Raw genomic sequence first — 19,742 nt, 5'->3', positions numbered from 1 at the left:
GCTTGCTCGCGAAAGGGGAGTGTCAGGCAATGCATGCTTAACTGATCCACCGCTTTCGCGAGCAAGCCCGCTCCCACATTAGTTATATTGCGATAGGCCAGTTGAATACTTTTCGCCTGTCAGACCAGCACGGGAGCAAGCTCCCTCGCCACAAGGTTTTCGCGGCCCCAAAAATGGTGCTGGCCGGGTGAGGTGGTGTTGAGCGGCAGTGTCGAGCCGGTGATGCAGGGCCGCGCCTACGGACTTTGAAACGTCACGGTAAACGTAGTGCCCTCGCTGGCGCAGGACGTCACCGCCACATCGCCACCATGCACCTTGGCCAGTTCGCGCACAATATACAGGCCCAGGCCCACGCTGCGTACATCGCTGCCCTGGGCGGTGCCACGGGTCATGGGTTCGAACAGCCCGGCCAGCAGCGCTTCGGGGATCGCCTGGCCATGGTTGTGCACGCTGATTTCAGCAGCGCCGACGCCCAGCCGCGACGTCACGGTGATAGGCCGCCGCAGGTCGCCATAGGCCACGCTGTTGGCCACCAGGTTGCCGATGATCTGCTGCACGCGGTCGCCGTCCAGGCAGGCATCGCCGTGGCCTTCGGCCCGATGTTCGAGGATGGCCTCGGGGAAGGCCACGCGCAGCTCATCGACGGCGCGGTGGATGACCGCATGCAAGTCCAGCGGCGCCACTTTGATGCTGATGCCTTGGCCCACCCGTGCCTGGGTGAAGTCCAGCAGGTCGGCGATCATGCGTTGGGCGCGTTCGGACGACTGGCCGATGTGCCCCAGCAGTTGCTGTTCCTTGGCCGAGCGTTGGCCGCGGCTGAGAAAGTCCGAGGCCATGCGGATCGCCGTCAGCGGATTTTTCAAATCATGGCTGACGATCGCCACCATCTGCTCGGCAAATAGCGCGCGGCGCTGGGCGATGGCGTAGGCCTCGTTCAGTTCGGCCTGGGCCTGCTTGAGGGCCAGTTCGGTGGCGGTCTTTTCCTGCAACAGCGCTTCGGCCAGGTGCCTTGCGTTGAGCAGCTCGCGCTCGTACTTGTCGCGGTCTGTGGTGCCGAACAGTGCCAGGTCGTACACCACGGCGTCGGCCTGTTCGCGCTGGTTGCCGTTGAGCAGCACGGTCAGCTTGTGACCGTCACGGTGCAGCATGTCGAGTTTGACCTCGGTAATGCTGCCATGCATGCGCAGCATCGGCGCCAAGTGGGTCTGGTGGAAGATGCGCCCGCCCATGGTCAGCAGATCCTGGAAACGCTTGCCGCACAGTTCGGCCGTGCTGAACCCCAGCCATTCGCTGAAGCGCGCGTTGACTTTGAGGAGGGTGCCGTCCTGCGCGGTGACGGCCAGGGCGCAGGCGGCGCTGTCGAATACGTCAGCCGGCACGCGCGGCCGCCCAGGGTGCCAGGAAGCGCTGCATGGCTGCGGCACAGGCCTGCGGTGCGCTCATGTGCGGGCAATGGCCGACGTTGTCCACCAGGCAATACGTGCTGTTGGGCAACACGCTGTGCAGGTATTCACCCACGGCCACGGGGGCGATCAGGTCGTCGCTCGATTGCAGGATCAGCACGGGCGTGGTCAGGCCGATCACGTCCTGGCGGTTGTCCGACAGGAAGGTCACGCGTGCGAAATGCTTGGCGATGTCCGGCTCGGTGCGGCAGAAACTCTGGGTGAGCTCTTCGCTCAGCGCCGGTTGATCGGGCGCGCCCATGATCACCGGGGCCATGCTGCTGGACCAGCCCAGGTAGTTGCTGTCGAGGGTGTCGAGCAGGTCGTCGATATCGCCGCGCTGGAAGCCACCCACGTAGCCGTCGGCATCGATGTAGCGCGGCGACGGGCCAATCATCACATGGGCGGCGATACGCCCCGGCGCCAGACGGTCGGCAAGGGTGCCAATCATAGCGCTGACCGAATGGCCGACCAGGATCACCGGGCCTTCGGCATAGGCCTCGATGATCTCGTTCAAGTCACGGGCGTATCCGTCCAGGGTGGCGTACTTGGCCTTGTCGAAGGCACTGAGGTCGGAGAGACCGGCGCCCACCAAGTCATACATCACCACGCGAAAGCTATCCAGAAATTGCGGCGCCAGGGCGTTCCACATGGCTTGGTTGCAGCCGAAACCGTGGGAAAACACCAGGGTGCAGGCCCCGTTTCCCATCACGGTAATGTTATTGCGGTGACGTAAATCCATGGGGTTCCTGAAGGGGTGGCGCATTGCCATAATTGCGACAGTTTAAATAGTCAAACGCGTGGGGTCACGTGTTACAGCGCGGATAGGTTACAGTCCACGGCTTCAGGAAGAAACTTCAGGTAACAAATATGCTGCGTTGGTCCCGGCAAGTGGCTTTGAGTCTGTTGATCGCGATGTGCGCCGGTCTGTTGATGACCGCCCAGGCTGACACTTCGCCCCTCGGGGTCGCCCTCGACCAGCGGGTGATCGACCTCACCGGCACCCTCGACAGCGGCACCACCGAGCGGCTCAAAAGTCAGCTCGCCGATCTTGAGCAGCGCAAAGGCGCACAGGTTGCAGTGTTGCTGGTGCCCACCACGGGCGAGGCCAGCATCGAGGACTACGCCAACCAACTGTTCCGCGCCTGGAAGCTGGGGCGCAAGGACGTCGACGACGGCATTCTGCTGGTGGTGGCCAAAGGTGATCGCAAGGTGCGCATTGAGGTGGGGTATGGCCTGGAGGGCACCGTCACCGATCTGTTGGCGCATCGAATCATTGAAGAGCACATCACGCCGGCGTTTCGCCAAGGGGATTACGCGGGCGGTGTGTCCCAGGGCGTGAATGCCCTGGTGCTGCTGGTGGACGGCGGTGACTTGCCCGCGGTCGGCGCGTCGCAGGGGCATTTGCAGGCGCTCGCGGTATTACTGGCGTTTATCCTCGGCGCTGTCGGCGGCGTGCTGATCGTCGCGCGCAAGCTGGGTTGGCGCGGCGCGTTGATTACCACGGCGGTGGGCACGGTAGCGCTGGTGGTGTTTGCCGGTGGCCACGAATGGGCTGTGTACCTGCTGGTGCTGCCCCTGACCATGCTGGTGGGCGGCGCTATCTTCGGCGCCTTGTGGCTGGCGCGCACCGCGTTCTATTGCGTGATGGCGCTGCTGGCCTACATTCTCGCGGTGGTGGTGGCCAATCGGTTTGTGGCGGTCAGTTATATCCATTGGCTGGCGTGGCCGTTCGGTGTGGCGCTGGTGCTGGGCCTGTATTTTGGCTTGTTCCTGATCATCAAGGCCTCGTGGAAAAAGCGCCCGCGCTTTTTTATCCTGCGTGCGCTGGCGGTGGTGGTTATTTACGTCGCGGCAGGCATGTTGTTCGGGCACGGTTACCAGGGCTGGCTGGTGGCGATACCGCTGGCCACCGTTGTGGCGTTTATTATTTTTGTGCAGAGCATCGCCGAGTCGGGCTCCGGTTCGGGCGGGTCTGGTTCAAGCTCCAGCCGTTCCAGCTCAAGTTCCAGCAGCAGCTCATCGGGCGGTGGTGGTTCCAGTGGCGGCGGCGGAGCGTCGGGGAGTTGGTGACATGATCCAATGCAAACGGGCCTACGACCCTGCCAGCCCGGACGACGGCAAACGCATCCTGGTCGACCGCCTGTGGCCGCGTAACTGCCGCAAGGACGCCTTGGTGCTGGATGAATGGGTCAAGGACGTCGCGCCATCCACCGAACTGCGCAAGGCATTCAAGTCGGGCGCATTGAACTTTGCACAGTTCACCCGCGCCTACCGCCAGGAGCTGAGCGCCCAGCCAGCCCACTGGTGGAAACTGCTGGACCTCGCCGAGGCCGGCACGCTCACGCTGATTTATGCCGCCCATGACCCACAAGCCAACAACGCGGTGGTGCTGGCGCAGTGGTTGGAGCAGAGCTGGATCGGCGTGCAGCGGGCAGTTCGCCGGTGTGTTATCAGGGGGATTTCCCGAGTTAATAGGGATGCCTCATCTCGACATCTATCGCCTCGCGGTAAGGATCGCCGAGGGCGGTAGATCGGCCATTACCCGCGGCCTGGGTGGGTTGCCAGCTTTGCGTATTGGGGTCGAAGACTTCGGCATCATCGCCTGCGGTGTGATCCAGCGGGTTGTGGCGTGGCCGGTCGTTATCGATGCGGGTTGCAAATGCTTGATACGCGGACAGGTGGGGGTTGAAACCGGTGACTGAAGACATGGCGTTACCTCTCTGATGGATAAATAGGCGCCCGCCGGAGCCTGAACTGACGGGGCGCATCGCAGGCTACAGCGGCCTTCTGGGCCATATCAATCAGGCGGATTCAAGCGTATGTAACCGCTTAAAACCGCCTCGCACTGCATTCACAGAAACGCTTGCGTGGCTGTCAGGCCTGTCTTTGATCTTTGTTGTGTAAGCGCAGACGGGCTGTCAGATAGCGAAGACGCACCTCAGGTTTTTGCTTGTTGAAATACATTGGCGCCTTGAGCTGCGCATGACGCTACAAACGTCTCGATACATAAACCTGCCAGAACAGCGAGGCCTGGAGCTCCCACAGGAATCTGAGCTATGGCTAACATTTCGGCAGCCATGAAGATCAAATGTGGGAGCTGTCGAGCTTTAGCGAGGCTGCGAAGGCGGCCGCAAAGACGCCCTAAATTCCCCGGTTAATCCGCAATTTTCAGCCCCCCGGAAACCAGAAAACCCGCCTAAGCGGGTTCTCTCACAGCTCACATCACATCAGATCACAGCAGGCGAACCAAACCCCCGCCGCTCGATCACGGCAAACACATCCGCCACATCCTGCACCATGATCCGGGCGGTGTTGGCGACGGTATTGATGTCGTGCTCGGCATAGTCGGACACGTTGGAACAGGCCATCAGGTGCAGATAGGCCAAGGCGGCGTTCAAGCGCTCGCTGGCGCAGGCGTGCAACTCGCCGAGCGGTGCGTCGCTGTCGATCAGCAACACGGGGTAGTCGGTTGCGGTTTGGGACATGGGGGTAAAGCGGCGGGGCGGGTGTTGAGTTGTCATGGTAATAGTCCTTAAAGAAGAAAAATTGCCACCTTTGCTGCGAAACAAATGGGTGGCAGCTGTGCGCGGGTTCGCAGACCGGGGGACTATTACCATAACCCGGCAGACCATAAGGTCTCCCACGCACAACCGCCATAAAACGAGAGGCAGCTGGGAATCTGCTGCGTCATGTTTGACGGTACTGGTAATAGTCTTGAGGGCTGCGAAACCCCATCGCCGGCCAATGCCAGCGACGCGGCGAACTATAAAGTGACCTTCGCACAGGCGCAACCGAGAGGATGTATCAAACCCCACCCACCAACTTCCCTCCCTCCATCCGACGCTTATACGCACTGTCCCGACTCGCCAACCAGAAATACAACGGCGACGTCACCACCAACCCCACCACCCACGACAGGTCCGCGCCGTTGATGTGCTCCGAAATCGGCCCCACATACAGCGGCGTGTTCATGAACGGAATCTGCACCGCGATCCCCATCGCGTACGCCAACAAGGCCTGCGGGTTGTAGCGGCCGTAGATCCCACCATCCACGCGGAATATCGAGGCGATGTCGTACTGGCCCTTATGGATCACATAGAAGTCGATCAGGTTGATCGCCGTCCACGGCACCAGCACCACGAGCAGCACCAGTACCATGTCGACAAAGTGGCCAATGAAGTCTTTGGAAGCGAACACCGCCGCCACCGCGCAGGCCGCCAGCACGATGATCGAGATGACCGCGCGGCTTTTCGCCGTGGGAATCCAGCGGTACGCAAAGGTCTGCACCAGGGTGATGATCGACAGCACCGCGCCGTACAGGTTGAGGGCGTTGTGGCTGATCACGCTGAGCAGGAACAGCACCAGCATCAACGGCCCGATCGCGCCGGTGGCGAGCTTGACCGCTTCCATGGTATCCATGCCCACCGGCGTGGCGAGCACGGCGACGGCGCCGAAGATGAACGATAGGCTCGAGCCCAGGGCCGAGCCGAGGTAGGTGGTCCAAAAGGTCGACGCGACGGGTACGTCGGCGGGCAGGTAACGCGAGTAGTCGGAAACGTAGGGCGCGAATGCGATCTGCCACAGCGCGGCCAGGGAAACCGTCGCCAGCCACCCGGAGATGTTGAAGCTGCCGCGCGTCAGGAAGTCGGTGGTCTGTACGTGGGTGAAGATGTAGCCAAACCCCAGCACGATCCCCGCGCCCAGCACCCAGGTGCCGATGCGGTTGAGCACGTGGATAAAGCGGTAGCCGATGATGCCGATGATCCCGGAGCCGATCGCGCCGATCACGATGCCCACCGGCACGGGGACTGCATCGACCACGCCGTGCAGGGATTTACCCGCCAGTACTATGTTGGAAGCGAAGAAGCCGATGTACATGACGCCGGCGATCACCACCACCAGCAACGCACCGAGTGAGCCGAACTGCGCGCGGCTCTGGATCATTTGCGGGATGCCCATCTGCGGGCCCTGGGCCGAGTGCAGCGCCATCAGCACGCCGCCGACCAGGTGGCCGACGAGGATGGCGACGATGCCCCAGATCAGGTTGAGGTGGAACAGTTGCACACCCAGCGCGCCAGTGACGATCGGCAACGGCGCGATGTTGCCGCCGAACCACAGGGTGAACAGGTCTCTGACCTTTCCATGACGATCTTCCGGGGGCACGTAGCCGATGGTGTGTTTTTCGATGAGCGGGGCGGAGGATGTTGCAGTGGTAACCATGACGAGCTCCAAGGCAAGTGAGTACGTGGACGTACTTCGCTGTGCGGCGCGTGGGCGACGCTTTGTTGTTGCAGCGATCATCTGCAATGGACGCGGGCAGGTAAATTAGTAAGTTTGTTGCTACAGACCTTAAAAAATATCGCTCGTCCGAGTTTTTGCTCCGGTATGTTGCAGGGGCCTGAATTGATAAAAGAAGTCGGCGTTTTTCGCACCGGCATGGGGCGAATTCCCGCGTTTACGGAGACCTTGATGGCTGCCTACAACCTGCGCCAACTCAGATATTTCGTCACCACGGCCGAGTGCGGCAGCGTCGCCGAGGCCTCGCGCAAGCTGTATATCGCGCAGCCGTCGGTGTCCACGGCCATCAAGCAGTTGGAGGACAGCTTTGGCGTGCAACTGTTTATCCGCCATCACGCCCAGGGTGTCTCGCTGACGCCCAGCGGCGCGCGGTTCTATCGCAAGGCGCTGGAGCTGCTGCGGGTCGCCCATGAATTCGAACAAAATGCCCTGGCGGACAATGACGTGGTGGCGGGGCAGATCGATATCGGCTGCTTTGAGACGGTCGCGCCGTTGTACCTGCCGCGTTTGATCGCCGGCTTCAAGGCGCGCTGGCCGGGTGTGGAGATCCGTATTCGCGATGGCGAGCAGCAGGAACTGGTGCAGGCGCTGACGGCGGGCAGCATCGATGTGGCGATGCTGTTCGAGCACGACCTGGGCGGCACCATCGAGACCACGCCGTTGATGCCGCCGCAGCAGCCTTACGCGTTGCTGCCGGCGGACCACCGCTTTGCGCAGCAAGCCAAAGTGTCCTTGGCGGACCTGGTGCTGGAACCGATGATTTTGCTGGATGTGCTGCCCAGCCGGACTTACTTCGTGAGCATCTTTGAAGAGCGTGGGTTGACGCCGAACATTGTGTTCAGCTCGCCGTCGATCGAGATGGTGCGAGGGATGGTGGGGCGCGGGTTCGGGTTCTCGATTTTGGTGACCAAGCCGTTCAGCGAGTACACCTATGATGGGCAGACAGTGGTGTGTGTGCCGTTGGCCGAGACCGTGACCGGTTCAGGCTTGTCGGCGGTCTGGCTGCGGCGTGCGCCGCTGACCAAGCCGGTGCAATTGTTTGTGGATTATTGCCGCGAAGAGCTGGCCCGCCTGCTGGGCTGAGGCTGGAATGCAATCGCACAGCCAATAAAGATCATCTGTGGGAGCTGGCTTGCCTGCGATGGCGGCGTATCAGTCAACCTCTTTGGCAACTGACCCACCGCCATCGCGGGCAAGCCCGGCTCCCACAGGTTAAGTGTTCAGTTCAGGCGCGAACCCAATCCAGCATCCGCCGCAACATCGCATCACACCCCGCCAACTGCTCCAGTTCCACAAACTCATCCGGCTTATGCCCCTGATCCATGCTGCCCGGCCCGCACACCACCGTGGGAATGCCCACCGCATCGAACAACCCGCCTTCAGTGCCAAACGCCACCGTGCCGAATGCCCGCGAGCCGCAAAACGCTGCGATCAACTCCGCCGCCTGGCTGCGCTCATCCGTAACCAACCCGGGATACGCCGACAACTCGGTAAAACGAATCGCGCTCTGCGCACTCACCGCCCGCATGCGCGGCAGCACGTGCTGCTCGGCGTAGGCCTTCAGTTCGTCCGCCACCGCGCCGGGGTCCTGGGCCGGTAATGCGCGCACCTCAAAATCAAACCGGCAATCGGCGGGGACGATATTCAGTGCCTTGCCGCCGCTGATCACGCCGGTCTGCACCGTGCTGAAGGGCGGGTCAAAGCGTGCGTCCTGAGTCTGCCGCAACCGCTGCCCGATCCGTCCCAGCTCACCAATCAACTCTGCGGCCTGTTCAATCGCATTCACCCCATACGGCGCATACGCCGAATGGCACGCCTCGCCCTGCACATCACAGCGCATCGCCAACTTGCCCTTGTGGCCGAGCACCGGCTTGAGTTCGGTCGGTTCGCCGATGATGCACAGCAGCGGCTTCACGGGGCGGTCTTCCAGCACCTTGAGCAACGAGCGTACGCCCAGGCAGCCCACCTCTTCGTCGTAAGACAGGGCGATGTGCACCGGCATGCGCAAGGGGGCCTCAACCAGCGCCGGCACCAGCGCCAATACGCAGGCGATATAGCCCTTCATGTCCGCCGTGCCGCGGCCGAACAGCTTGCCGTCGCGCTCGGTCAGTGCGAACGGCGGCACTGTCCACGGCTGCCCATCCACCGGCACCACATCGGTATGCCCCGACAGCACAATGCCCGGCACCTGCACCGGGCCCACGCTGGCAAACAGGTTGGCCTTGCTGCGTTCGGCGTTGAACACCAACTCGCTGGCCACCCCGAACTCCGCCAGATAATCGCGCACAAACTCGATCAATTGCAGGTTGGATTCGCGGCTGGTGGTGTCAAACCCCACCAGCATGCGCAGCAGTTCGCGGCTGCTGCTCATCGCTCGTCTCCGGCCACGCCGTAGCCGGGCGAGCGGTCCGGGGCGAGCGCGCGGTCGACGTAGTCCTGCACTTGCGGGCGGTAGGCGTCCCAGAGTTTTTGCAGTTCACGGATAGGCTGGTCATCGGCCCAGTCCACGCGCAGGTTGATGATCGGCCACGTCAGCTCGCCCACCACCACCAGCGCGGCGGAATGCACCGGGCCGGCTTCGCCGCCGGCGGCGATGGCGGCGTGCATCGCGGCCAGCAGGCGATCCGCCAATTGGCCTTCGCCTTTTTCAAAAGCCGCGACCATCGCCTCGACTACCGCGCGGTCGGCAAGCATATTGCCCGCCGCCACGCACTGTTCGCCCGACACCGCGTTGTGGGTGCCGAGGGTTTCGCTGCCACTGAAATGCACGCTGCGGCCCAAGTGATCGATCGCCGTCAGTTGCCGGTACTGGCTGTAGCCGTTGCGGGTCAGGGCCTTGTCGATAGCGTCGGCGGGCGCGAGGCCCTGTTCCAGCAAATCCAGCACATCCGGGCCCAGCGTCGGCAGCGTGATGTTCTGCGTCGACACCGCACCCACACCGGGCCGCAGCCACGGGCAACGGGCGCCCACGGCAATGCTCGAGGAACTGATGGCGATGCCCAATTGGCCGGTTTCGGCGCAACGGCCGACAATTGAAAAGGTCATGTGCAACTCCTTACTCGGGAATAACGGCGATCACATCAATTTCCATCAGCCACTGCGGCTGGCCCAGGGCCGACACCACCAGCCCGGTGGAAATCGGGAACACGCCCTTGAGCCATTTGCCGACTTCCTGGTACACCGGCTCGCGGTAGCGCGGGTCGATCAGGTAAGTGGTGGTCTTGACGATATGGCTGAGGTCGCTGCCGGCTTCTTCCAACAGTTGCTTGACGTTTTTCATGGCTTGTTCGGCCTGGGCGCGCGGGTCGCCAAGGCCGACCAGGTTACCGTCGAAATCGGTGCCGACCTGGCCGCGTACGTACACGGTGTTGCCGGCGCGCACGGCCTGGCACAGGTCGTTGTCCAGGCTCTGGTTGGGGTAGGTTACCTTGGTGTTGAACATGCGGATGCGAGTGTGAGTAGGCATCGAAAAAAACTCCGGCAATAGAGGGATCAGGCGCTGACAGGGGATGGGTGAGCCAGCGGGGCGGGTTCGCGGTATTCCAGGTATTGCCGTTGGATGGCGATGTGGTCGGCCACGTACTTGGCGTCGTGCCAGACCCCCCAGATAAACGACGAGCCGCGACGTGACTGCCATGGCAAGCCTAGAAAGTAGATCCCCGCTTCGCTGGACACGCCGCGCTGGTGCTGCGGCTTGCCGGCGGTGTCGAAGGCCGCGACGTTCAGCCAGCTGTAGTCCACCGCAAAACCGGTGGCCCAGATGATGGTGGTGACACCGGCCGTGGCCAGGTCCAGTTCCAGGATCGGCTGCTGGATGCACTGCGCATCCGGGAACACACGGCGCGCTTCGGGCTCCGGCGGCAAGTCCAGGCCGTTGCGCTCGATGTAGGCATCCGCCGCATCCAGCAGGGCCAGGTAGTTTTCATCGCCGCGCGCCAGGTTTTCCACCAGGTTCGGCTGGAACGAGGCGACGCTGCCGTTGAACGCTTGCGTGAGGCCGACCAGGACCATGCCTTGCTGGGCCAACTCGCGGAAGTCGATGGTCTTGCCGCCGTGGGCGCCGCTGACCGCGATGGTCACGTGCTCACGGCCAGGCTTCATCGCCGCCTGGTCCCATTCGCCCAGCACGCCGAGCCACCAGCAGAAGTCGCGGTTGCGGTAGGCGCGTGGCGGGCGGTCGTGGGCACCGACCGACAGGTACACCTGGCGGCCGGAGCGTTGCAACTCATCGGCGATCTGTACACCGGACGAGCCCGCACCCACCACCAGCACGGCGCCGGCCGGCAGTTGCGCAGGGTTGCGATAGTCGGCGGAATGGATCTGGTGCAGCGCCGTGTCGGTGGGCGCGATGGCCGGGATCACCGGCTTCTGGAACGGCCCGGTCGCCGCCACGACGCGGTTGGCCTCAATCACGCCTTCGCTGGTGTGCACGGTGAAGCCTTGACGGCCAATATTGCGTACAACCGACAGCACCTCGACGCCGGTACGGATCGGCGCGTTGAACTTGCGGGCATAGGCTACAAAGTAATCGGCCACCTGTTCTTTGGGCGCGAAGCCATCCGGGGCGACGGTGTCGAATGCCAGGCCGGGAAACCGGTCATGCCAGGCCGGCCCGTTGGCCACCAGCGAATCCCAGCGCCCGGTGCGCCAGCGCTCGGCGATGCGGCTGCGCTCCAGCACCAGGTGCGGCACGCCTTGCTTGCTCAGATGCTCACTCATGGCCACGCCCGCTTGACCGGCGCCCACCACCAGGGTGTCTGTTTTTGTTATTGCTTGAGTCATGTCTCTGTCCTTGCATCATGCAGTTGGATTCAGCGTTGGCATGACTTCAAGGCTAGGGGGAGGGGGGCTATAAATAAAATATTATTAAGCTGGGAAGTGAGCATAAATATCGGATGCAAGGGAGGTGGGTTAAGGCCGATTGCATGCAGTTACTTAATGGTGGTTATCGGCACAATGCCAACTGGGGTAGGCTTCAGCCAAGGAGAACGCTCATGGCCGATTTGAAACGATTTATCAGCGAGCAGCAGGCAAAAAAGCACTCTCGGGAGCGGCATGTCGGCTGGGAGGAGCGCAAGAAGCGCTGGCTTGATGAGCTTGAACAGCTTTTTTTGCATATCCGCCATTCATTGATCGACGCTGGCCTCGACCCGTCTGCCTTTGTATCAACGTCCCACCTTATTTCAGAAGACACGCTGGGTTCATACACGGCCCCTGGGTTGCGTGTTCAAATGCCCGCGGGTGTGGTTCAGTTCACGCCGATAGCCAGTGTGATCATCGGCGGTCTTGGCAGGGTGGATGTCGAAGAGACCGGCCGTGGCAACAGGGTCAAATTGATTGCCCAGCAACCTGAGGGCGTGTCTGCCGATGTTAGCAGGCGCGACTGGTTGTGGCGGGTTTACCCAGGTATTGGTGTACGGAAGGGGTTCGATTTTGACGATGTAGGTTTGGTACGACTGTTCGAATCGATTGTCGGGGAGTGAACGCCGATGACGGAGCGATTTCCCACTATCGATGAAGCCAGGAACTGGTACTTCTTTAGTCTGGATGGCCTGCGGCATCTGAAGCGGATAGCGGATGGCGCAAAATCCAAACACATCTCGAAAGACACACTCGACCAAATCATGTTCATGACGGAGAAGGAGTGGAAAGACTTCGTTCGGCGCAAGGAAGACGAGCATGAGGCATTTGCGTCATTAGCGTTGCTTGCGGCATGTGAAGGTGGTATTCGCAGGGACTGTGCGTGGCGCGGTGCAGTGAGTCATAACGCGAACACCCGTTATCGACGGTTTCAACGGTTGAGTCGTGACGATGGCCATGTTTCCCTGGGACGCATTATTGATGCTTGGCAAGGGATGTTGGGGCGCGATAGCTATTTCAAGAACTATTTAGCCGAGCTGCGTGGCCTGTATGGTGATCGCAATTCTCTGGCGCATGGGCGCGCGTCTTTGCAACAGTTCAACTTCAGTTACATCTACGAGCGCCTGGACAGCATCAGGAAAAATGGCGTCAAGCTACCTCGGACTTCAAGGGATTCTGACATCCATGGCCTACATCCGGGACGCTCATATTGCACCACCGGAGTGCGCAACAACGATATGGTCATGGAAGGAGACACAAATGCTGGAGATAAAACGGGCTACCCCGGAGGATGCCCAGGTGGCGTTCGACATTCGTTTGCAGGCTATCCGTAGCCAATGCATCGGCGCCTATACGCGCGAGCAAATGATGAGATGGACACAGGGTAAAGCCGAGGACGGGTACAGCGCCCTGATGGACAAGTTGTTTTACGTGGGGAGTGTGGAGGGCCAACCGGTGGTGACCGGAATGCTCGACCTGGACAACAACGAAGTCGGCGCATTGTTTGTGCTCCCCGAATTCACCGGGCGCGGCTATGGCAAGGCGATGCTCGATCACCTTGAGCACGTTGCGCGCGGGCTGCAGGTTGAAACCGTGGTGCTCGATGCGACGTTGAATGCGGCGAGTTTCTACCGGGCCTGCGGGTATGTGGGGGATGAAGAGGCGACTTATCACTCGCCGTCGGGGTTGGCGTTGGCGTGTGTCCCGATGACCAAACGACTGAATCACTGACTGGACACTGTTCAGCCTGTGGGAGCTGGCTTGCCTGCGATGGCGGTTTCGCTGCCACACCGAAATCGCAGGCAAGCCAGCCCCCACATGGATCATTCAGCCATTAGCCCACCGGCAACTCCCCCGTCACAATCGCCGTAATCAAAAAGATGAAAAACATCGGGATCGACCATTTGAAGAATTCCTTCTGGTACTCCCCGAATGTCATCTCCGTGCGGTTCATCAACAGGAACAACCAGGCCACCGTCGGGCTGGCGTAACGCAGCGACTGGCCCATGAACGATGCCACGCCGATCTCGGTTGGGCTGATGCCGAACTTGTAGGCGATGGGGGCCACCACCGGCAGGATGCCGAAGTAGTAGGCATCCACCGGCAAGGCGTAGCAGGCCAGGGCGCCGAGGAAGGCGAAGATCAGCGCGGTATGGCTGCCCATGGAGTCCGGGATCAGGCTGGCCATGTGTTCGGCCACGGCGCCGGCCATGCCGCTGCCGTTGAAGATCCCCAGGAAGCAGCCGGCGGCGAGGATGATCGAGGCCACGGCCACGGCGTCGCCGCCGTTGGCGGTGATGCGCTCGCGTTGTTCCACGGCGCTGTAGTTGACGGTCAGCGCAATTGCGGTGCCGAGCATGAACACCACCGCGCCGCTGGCCCAGCCGGCGATGAGGATGACCAGCATGCCCAGGGTCAGGGCCAGGTTGAACAGGAATATCCTGGGACGCTTGAGTGCCTTGTCGTGGTCCTTGATCACATTGACCATCTGCACAATCTGCTCGGGCGTCACGATGCCTTTTTCCCCCTTCACGAAACCCAGGCGCTTGCGCTCCTTGATCCCCATCAGGTACGCCATGAGAAACACATAGAGAAACGACACGCCGAGGATCGGCAAAATCGCCACGAACAGCGTATTGACCTCCACGTTCAGCACCGCTGCCGCCCGCGCCAACGGCCCGCCCCACGGCAGGCAGTTGCCCAGGCCGCACGGCAGGATGATCAACATCGCCAGGTTCGACAGCTTCATGCCCATCTGCTTGTACAGCGGCAGGAACGCCGTGGTGATAATCAGGATGGTGGTGGTGCCGTCACCGTCCAGAGTGACCACGGCGGAGGTGAAGGCCGTGACCAGAATGATTTTCAGCGGGTCGCCATTGGCCTTGCGAATCAGGAAGGTGCACAGCGGATCGAACAGCCCCACGTTCATCATCAGGCTGAAATACAACACGGCAAACAGGATCATCACCGTGGGGTTGACCGTACCGAGGGAGACCTTGCCGGCCTCATTCTGCGAGTAGAACAGCCCTTCGCGCACCCAGGTCATGATGGTGCCCATCGGCACGCCGCTGATCAGGCACACCAGCACCCCCACGGCCAGCGATACCACGATCAAGCCGGTGAACGGCGAGAGTTTTTGCTTGATGACCAGCCACAGAAACGAGGTGATCAACACATAGCCCAGAACGGTCAGCATCTGAACGTCTCCACATTTTATTTTTATAGTGAGCGCAGCAGGTTGGGGCGCGACGCGCCCCGGGTACAGCCTCGGGCGTTACTGGCCTTCCAGCAGTTGGGTGACCCAGGCCGGGGCCAGCGCCGGCAAGGGCTGGCCGCTGTCTCGGGCGCGAGTGTAGGCGTCGATCACCTCGCGGCGTTGGTTTTCATAGGCGCTTTTTTTCTCGGAGGCCTCCAGCACTTCCAGCAAGCGCGCGCGGGGCACCACGGTGACGCCGTCGTAATCGCCGAAGACCAGGTCGCCCGGCGCCACGTCGACACCCGCGCAGGTCACGGTGGCGTTGATCTTGCCGGGGCCTTGCTTGCCGGGGCTGCGCTGCATGAAACCCTTGGCGTAGATCGGGATATCCAACTGCGCCAACGGCACCTTGTCGCGCACGCAGCCGTCGATGACCATGCCGGCCAGGCCCACGGCCTGGGCGGCACCGGCCATCAGGTCGCCGATGTACGCGCGGCCGGGGTAGGCCTTGCCGGCCACCACCAGCACGTAGCCCGGTTGGCCCTGGTACACGGCCACGTGGATGGGGAAGTTGTCGCCATCTTCGGTGTCGACGGTGTAGGCAGTGCCGAGCATTACCTTGCTTTCATCCAGGGGCATGAGGTCTGCGTCCATGCAGCCGTTGCGCGGGATGCCGAGGCTTTGCATGCCGTCGCACAGTTGCGCCGGGCTGAGCTGGCGAAAGCGCTCCAGCAGATCGGCCGGGATCAGATCGGGCAGGGGAAAATACTGTTCAGTGTTCATGGCAGGCTCTCAGTCGTGGGCAGTCAGGCGGGTGATGGCGGTGCGAAAATCCATGTCGCTGCCGCCGGGGCCGAGCAGGCTGGCCCAGTCGGTAGCGGCCAACCTATCCAGCTGGGCCTGGGTGGCACGGGTCATGGAAGCGTCGACGCCGGCGGCTTCGAGGGTGGCGATCGCATCAATCATTTCCGCGCTGCGGCGCTTGGCGTGGATCAGCGTGCGCGCGGTGAAGGTATCCGCCAGTTGCTCCACGGTCTTGCCGTTCAACGAGTCGCCCAGAGACGCGACCAGCTTGTCCAGCACGCCGAATTTCTCGCCGGCCTGGAACGCTTCCAGCAGCAATTGCGGCAGGCCTTTCATGACCACGCTTTTGAGCATCTTGATCGCGGAGGCGGCACCGGCTTCGGCTTCCAGCGCGGTCAAGCGCATGCCCCGCGGCGTGAAGGCTTCGGCGAACGCCGCAGCACCGCTGCCGGCCAGCAGCATCGGCACGCGGTGGTTATTGCCGGGCACGGTGCCCATCACGGCGCTGTCGCAAAAGTCCACGCCGGTGGGGCGAGGCAATTGGTCGATGGCCTGTTTGACGGTGGGCGCGGCCGAGTTCATGTCGACATAGGTTTGCCCGGCCACTAGAAGCGGCAGGACCTTCTGCGCGATGCCCAGCGCGCTGCTGGCGCTGGTCAGGCATACCACGAAGCGCGCGCCATGGCAGGCGTGTTCCAGTGAGTCGAAGAGGGTGACGTGCAGTTGTTCGGCGCGTTGCTGCAGTTGCGGGCTGACGTTGGCGTCGAATGCGCCGATGCGTAGCTCGCCGGTGGTGCGCAGGCCCGCGCAGAGGTGGTAGGCGGCCTCGCCAAACCCGATGAAGACGATATCCATGCAGTGTTTCCCTTCATTGTCTTTTTTATTGATGAAGGAAGAGCAAGCGCTGTGCCATGACTTAAATTGTTTTCAGAAACAAAGTGTTAGAGCGGATTATCGAAACTGATGGTTCACGTGTTGATTTCAGGATCTTTCAAATAATAACGATGTGAAATAGTCTGCAATCCCCGTTCGCGTTATCCGAGACCTGCCATGCAAGGCACCATCGCCGTCATTTCCCCTTCAAGTACCCTGACTGCCGTGATGCGCGGCATCCTTGAACAGCGCGGGTTGTCGCTGGTGGTGGTCGAAGCGGCCCAACAAGACGCTGCGCTCAAGGCTCGCCAGTTGATCGAGGACGGCGTCAGCGTGATCATCAGCCGTGGCCGCACCGCCAGCGTTTTGCGTGAGCAACTGCGCGTGCCGATCGTCGAGGTCAAGCACACGTTCTTCGACTGCATCAATGCCTATCATCGGGCGCAGCAGGTCTCGTGGAAGATCGCCTTTCTCGCGACGTCCGAAGGCTACGCGACGATCCTGGAGAAAGCCCGGCCATTCATGCCTTGGGTATCGATCTGCCTGATCGATCCGCTGGGCAGCAACCAGGCCACCGAAGCGCAGCTCGACCGTTTGCTGGCCGAGGGCATCGAGGTGGCGATTGGCGGTCTTTCGTTGCGCCAGGCGGTGCTCGCACGGGGCATGCATTACATCATGTCCGAGGCCGACGCGGATGCGGCCGATGAGGCCATCGATGAAGCGCTTCACCTCTTGCAGATCGAGGAAGAACGGCGGCTCAAAAGCCTGGAGCTGCAGAGCCGCTATGAAATGATCCAGTCGATCCTTAACTGCGTGTCCGAGGGCATTTTCAGTGTCGACAGCCAACGTACCGTCACCAATATGAACAGTGTGGCCACCGGCTACCTGGGCAGCCTGGGCGTCGGCGACAGCATCGACGGCCTGCTGGCCCAGGACTACTTCAGCCAAGTGCTCAATCATGGGCGCCCGGTGCGTGGGGCGCTGATTACCTTGGGGCGCCTGTCGCTGACCTTGAGCATTGCGCCGATCACGCTGGGCCTCCAGGTGATCGGCGCCGTGGCCACCCTGCAAAGTCAGACTGAAATCACCGCTATCGAACGCAAGATGCGGCGCGTGCTGGCGCGCCAGCATCTGGCCGAAAAAACCTTCGATGACATCATCGGCACCAGCCCGGCACTGGCAAAAGCCAAGCGCCTGGCCCAGACCTACGCGGCGGTGGACAGCACGGTGATGATCGAAGGTGACACCGGCACCGGCAAAGAGTTGTTCGCCCAGAGCATCCATAACGCTTCGCGCCGCAGGCAAGGCCCGTTCGTGGCGATCAACTGCGCGGCGTTTGCGCCGGGCGTGCTCGAGAGTGAGCTGTTCGGCTACGTGAAGGGCGCGTTCACCGGTGCACTCAACGAAGGCAAGGCGGGCGTGTTCGAACTGGCGCACACTGGCACTATCTTCCTCGATGAAATCAACGAGACCTCCACCGATATCCAGGTCAAGCTGCTGCGTACGCTGCAGGAGCGCAAGGTGGTGCGTATCGGTGATGACAAGGTCACGCCCGTCGACATCCGCATCATCACCGCCAGCAACAAAAGCCTGCCGCAGTTGGTGGCCCAGGGGCGGTTTCGCGAAGACTTCTTCTACCGCATCTGCGTGCTCAAGCTGCACCTGCCTGCGCTGCGTGAACGCCGCGCCGACATCCCCGAACTGGTGCGCCACCTGCTGCGCAGCCTGCCGATCGACGCCGCCGAGCCATCCGAAGAACTGCTGGCGCGCCTGAGTGCTTACCCATGGCCGGGCAACATCCGGCAATTGGGCAATATCGTCGAACGCCTGGCGGTGATGAGCCAGGGCCAGCCGTTTGCGCAGCCGTGGCTGGAGGATGTGCTGGAAGATCTCTGCGAGGGCGTGACGAATGAACCGCACGCCCCTATCAAAAGTGAATTGGCGCTTTTGCATGAAGCGCTCGCCAGCGTACGCGGCAACCGCGAAGAAGCGGCCAGGCGTCTGCACATCAGCACCACCACTTTATGGCGGCGCATGAAGAAATACCTGGATGAAGACCCAGGGTGTTTTGACAGTGCACGGTACTGATGGGGGCGAGGGGATTTTCTGTAGGAGCTGTCGAGCCCCGGCGAGGCTGCGAAGGGGGCGGCATTGCTGGCAGTTCATCGCCTGACCCACCGCCTTCGCAGCCTCGCTAAAGCTCGACAGCTCCCACATTTGATCTCCATGGCTGCTGGAAATATTGGCGCACAGCCCGATCCCTGTGGGAGCTGTCGAGCCCCAGCGAGGCTGCGAAGGGGCCGGCATTGCGGGCATTTTCATCGCCTGACCCACCGCTTTCGCAGCCTCGCTAAAGCTCGACAGCTCCCACATTTGATCTTCGTAGTTGCTGAAAGGGTGGCCACAGCGCCGATCCCTGTGGGAGCTGTCGAGCCCCAGCGAGGCTGCGAAGGGGCCGGCACTGCTGGCACTTTCATCGCCTGACCCACCGCCTTCGCAGCCTCGCTAAAGCTCGACAGCTCTCACACTCGATCTCCATGGCTGCTGAAATGTCGGCCACAGCGCCGAACCCTGTGGGAGCTGTCGAGCCCCAGCGAGGCTGCGAAGGGGCCGGCACTGCTGGCATGTCCATCGCCCGACCCACCGCTTTCGCAGCCTCGCTAAAGCTCGACAGCTCCCACAGGTGCCATCACCCCGACCGGAAAGCTGCGCGCAGCCGTGTGGTCACTTGGTCGACTGATTCCCCCTGAACCTTCGGCGGTGTGGCGCTTTCCCCAAACTCCCGCCATACGAACAACGTCAACTCGGCCCCGTCGGTCAGCGTCTTTGCCATAGGCTGCGCGCCAAACCCTTGCAGCAGTCGATATCGCTCATCCTGCCAAAATGCTTCTTCCACCCACTCATACACCGGGATGAAATGAAAATGCAGCGCGAATCCCGGCATGTGCCCATACCGGCTGATATACAGCCATTTGGGTTGGAGTTGCGCCTCCATCACCCGTTGCGTCTTTGCGAGCAACCCACCCAACTCGGCCAGCGCCGCTTCCGGCATAGCGGCCAGGGAATGAATGGGCGCCTTGGCGCCCAACATCAGGTAGCCCGGCAGTGCCGAAGCCAGGTGATGATTGAGCAACCAGTGTTCGGTTTCGTAAACGATGTAAGCAGGGTCGATCTGCATAAGAGCATCCCCAGGAGCAGTGCCCGCAGAATACCTGTATCCCGCAAAAGCATTCGATCTGTGTCTATCACCCGTCGTTCCAGCCCGA

At 61.7% G+C, this 19,742-nt stretch carries 19 protein-coding genes and 1 pseudogene; 7 read left to right on the top strand and 13 right to left on the bottom strand.

Annotated elements, in window-relative coordinates:
• Positions 1-236 precede the first annotated feature (236 nt).
• Positions 237-1,379: a PAS domain-containing sensor histidine kinase gene (locus BLL36_RS06625; protein ID WP_076950673.1), complete on the bottom strand. Its 1,143-nt coding sequence runs from the start codon at positions 1,377-1,379 to the stop codon at positions 237-239.
• The gene (locus BLL36_RS06620; RefSeq protein WP_076950672.1) at positions 1,369-2,184 is read right to left on the bottom strand and encodes an alpha/beta fold hydrolase; all 816 of its coding nucleotides are present in this window, start codon (positions 2,182-2,184) and stop codon (positions 1,369-1,371) included. Before BLL36_RS06620 ends, BLL36_RS06625 begins: the two co-directional genes overlap by 11 nt.
• A 128-nt stretch (positions 2,185-2,312) precedes the next feature.
• On the opposite strand from BLL36_RS06620, the gene BLL36_RS06615 reads away from it, so the two are divergent.
• Positions 2,313-3,515: a TPM domain-containing protein gene (locus tag BLL36_RS06615; RefSeq protein WP_076950671.1), complete on the top strand. Its 1,203-nt coding sequence runs from the start codon at positions 2,313-2,315 to the stop codon at positions 3,513-3,515.
• Between the two features lies 1 nt (position 3,516).
• Positions 3,517-3,917 (top strand): annotated as a pseudogene (locus tag BLL36_RS06610) (DUF488 domain-containing protein).
• Here the strand turns inward: BLL36_RS06610 and BLL36_RS30345 are convergent.
• From BLL36_RS30345 to BLL36_RS06595, 3 genes are all read right to left on the bottom strand, one after another.
• Positions 3,914-4,153, bottom strand: coding sequence for a hypothetical protein (locus BLL36_RS30345; RefSeq protein WP_130925941.1), 240 nt, complete (start codon positions 4,151-4,153; stop codon positions 3,914-3,916). The pseudogene BLL36_RS06610 and the gene BLL36_RS30345 overlap by 4 nt on opposite strands.
• A 519-nt stretch (positions 4,154-4,672) precedes the next feature.
• Positions 4,673-4,966, bottom strand: coding sequence for a fructose-bisphosphate aldolase (locus BLL36_RS06600; RefSeq protein WP_076950669.1), 294 nt, complete (start codon positions 4,964-4,966; stop codon positions 4,673-4,675).
• A 283-nt stretch (positions 4,967-5,249) separates the two neighbouring features.
• Positions 5,250-6,665 (bottom strand): purine-cytosine permease family protein, encoded by a 1,416-nt coding sequence (locus tag BLL36_RS06595; protein WP_076950668.1) that lies wholly within the window; start codon positions 6,663-6,665, stop codon positions 5,250-5,252.
• 249 nt (positions 6,666-6,914) lie between these two features.
• Here BLL36_RS06595 and BLL36_RS06590 point away from each other — a divergent pair, with 249 nt between their 5' ends.
• Positions 6,915-7,826, top strand: coding sequence for a LysR substrate-binding domain-containing protein (locus tag BLL36_RS06590; RefSeq protein WP_076950667.1), 912 nt, complete (start codon positions 6,915-6,917; stop codon positions 7,824-7,826).
• Between the two features lie 142 nt (positions 7,827-7,968).
• Here the strand turns inward: BLL36_RS06590 and argE are convergent, their stop codons facing one another.
• Genes argE through BLL36_RS06570 form a run of 4 tightly spaced genes read right to left on the bottom strand, consistent with a single transcriptional unit; the run spans position 7,969 to position 11,525 of the window.
• On the bottom strand, positions 7,969-9,114 hold the full coding sequence (gene argE, locus BLL36_RS06585) for an acetylornithine deacetylase (protein ID WP_076950666.1): 1,146 nt from the start codon (positions 9,112-9,114) through the stop codon (positions 7,969-7,971).
• Positions 9,111-9,788, bottom strand: a complete 678-nt coding sequence (locus BLL36_RS06580; RefSeq protein WP_076950665.1) for a DUF1028 domain-containing protein — start codon at positions 9,786-9,788, stop codon at positions 9,111-9,113. The genes argE and BLL36_RS06580 overlap by 4 nt, the downstream gene beginning before the upstream one ends.
• Positions 9,789-9,798: 10 nt before the next feature.
• Positions 9,799-10,209, bottom strand: coding sequence for a RidA family protein (locus BLL36_RS06575; protein WP_076950664.1), 411 nt, complete (start codon positions 10,207-10,209; stop codon positions 9,799-9,801).
• Between the two features lie 26 nt (positions 10,210-10,235).
• Positions 10,236-11,525 (bottom strand): flavin-containing monooxygenase, encoded by a 1,290-nt coding sequence (locus tag BLL36_RS06570; RefSeq protein ID WP_076950663.1) that lies wholly within the window; start codon positions 11,523-11,525, stop codon positions 10,236-10,238.
• 212 nt (positions 11,526-11,737) lie between these two features.
• On the opposite strand from BLL36_RS06570, the gene BLL36_RS06565 reads away from it, so the two are divergent.
• Genes BLL36_RS06565 through BLL36_RS06560 form a run of 3 tightly spaced genes read left to right on the top strand, consistent with a single transcriptional unit; the run spans position 11,738 to position 13,334 of the window.
• Positions 11,738-12,226: a hypothetical protein gene (locus BLL36_RS06565; RefSeq protein ID WP_076950662.1), complete on the top strand. Its 489-nt coding sequence runs from the start codon at positions 11,738-11,740 to the stop codon at positions 12,224-12,226.
• Between the two features lie 6 nt (positions 12,227-12,232).
• The gene (locus BLL36_RS30340; RefSeq protein WP_130925942.1) at positions 12,233-12,937 is read left to right on the top strand and encodes a hypothetical protein; all 705 of its coding nucleotides are present in this window, start codon (positions 12,233-12,235) and stop codon (positions 12,935-12,937) included.
• Positions 12,864-13,334 (top strand): GNAT family N-acetyltransferase, encoded by a 471-nt coding sequence (locus BLL36_RS06560; protein WP_076950661.1) that lies wholly within the window; start codon positions 12,864-12,866, stop codon positions 13,332-13,334. The genes BLL36_RS30340 and BLL36_RS06560 overlap by 74 nt, the downstream gene beginning before the upstream one ends.
• Before the next feature lie 103 nt (positions 13,335-13,437).
• Here BLL36_RS06560 and BLL36_RS06555 read toward each other — a convergent pair whose 3' ends face one another.
• From BLL36_RS06555 to BLL36_RS06545, 3 genes are all read right to left on the bottom strand, one after another.
• The gene (locus BLL36_RS06555; RefSeq protein WP_076950660.1) at positions 13,438-14,799 is read right to left on the bottom strand and encodes a CitMHS family transporter; all 1,362 of its coding nucleotides are present in this window, start codon (positions 14,797-14,799) and stop codon (positions 13,438-13,440) included.
• 78 nt (positions 14,800-14,877) lie between these two features.
• Complete coding sequence (locus BLL36_RS06550) at positions 14,878-15,582, bottom strand: RraA family protein (protein ID WP_076950659.1); 705 nt, start codon at positions 15,580-15,582, stop codon at positions 14,878-14,880.
• A gap of 9 nt (positions 15,583-15,591) precedes the next feature.
• Positions 15,592-16,458, bottom strand: coding sequence for an NAD(P)-dependent oxidoreductase (locus tag BLL36_RS06545; RefSeq protein ID WP_076950658.1), 867 nt, complete (start codon positions 16,456-16,458; stop codon positions 15,592-15,594).
• A 195-nt stretch (positions 16,459-16,653) separates the two neighbouring features.
• On the opposite strand from BLL36_RS06545, the gene BLL36_RS06540 reads away from it, so the two are divergent.
• Positions 16,654-18,564 (top strand): sigma 54-interacting transcriptional regulator, encoded by a 1,911-nt coding sequence (locus BLL36_RS06540; protein ID WP_076950657.1) that lies wholly within the window; start codon positions 16,654-16,656, stop codon positions 18,562-18,564.
• Between the two features lie 601 nt (positions 18,565-19,165).
• Here BLL36_RS06540 and BLL36_RS06535 read toward each other — a convergent pair.
• Positions 19,166-19,654: an HIT family protein gene (locus BLL36_RS06535; RefSeq protein ID WP_076950656.1), complete on the bottom strand. Its 489-nt coding sequence runs from the start codon at positions 19,652-19,654 to the stop codon at positions 19,166-19,168.
• Positions 19,655-19,742 lie beyond the last annotated feature (88 nt).

Origin of the sequence: Pseudomonas cedrina subsp. cedrina, assembly GCF_001983175.1 — a bacterium.
In the GTDB taxonomy this organism is placed as follows: domain Bacteria; phylum Pseudomonadota; class Gammaproteobacteria; order Pseudomonadales; family Pseudomonadaceae; genus Aquipseudomonas; species Aquipseudomonas cedrina.
Note: the sequence above shows the minus strand (reverse complement) of the source record. Positions and strands in the feature narration are given on the sequence as shown.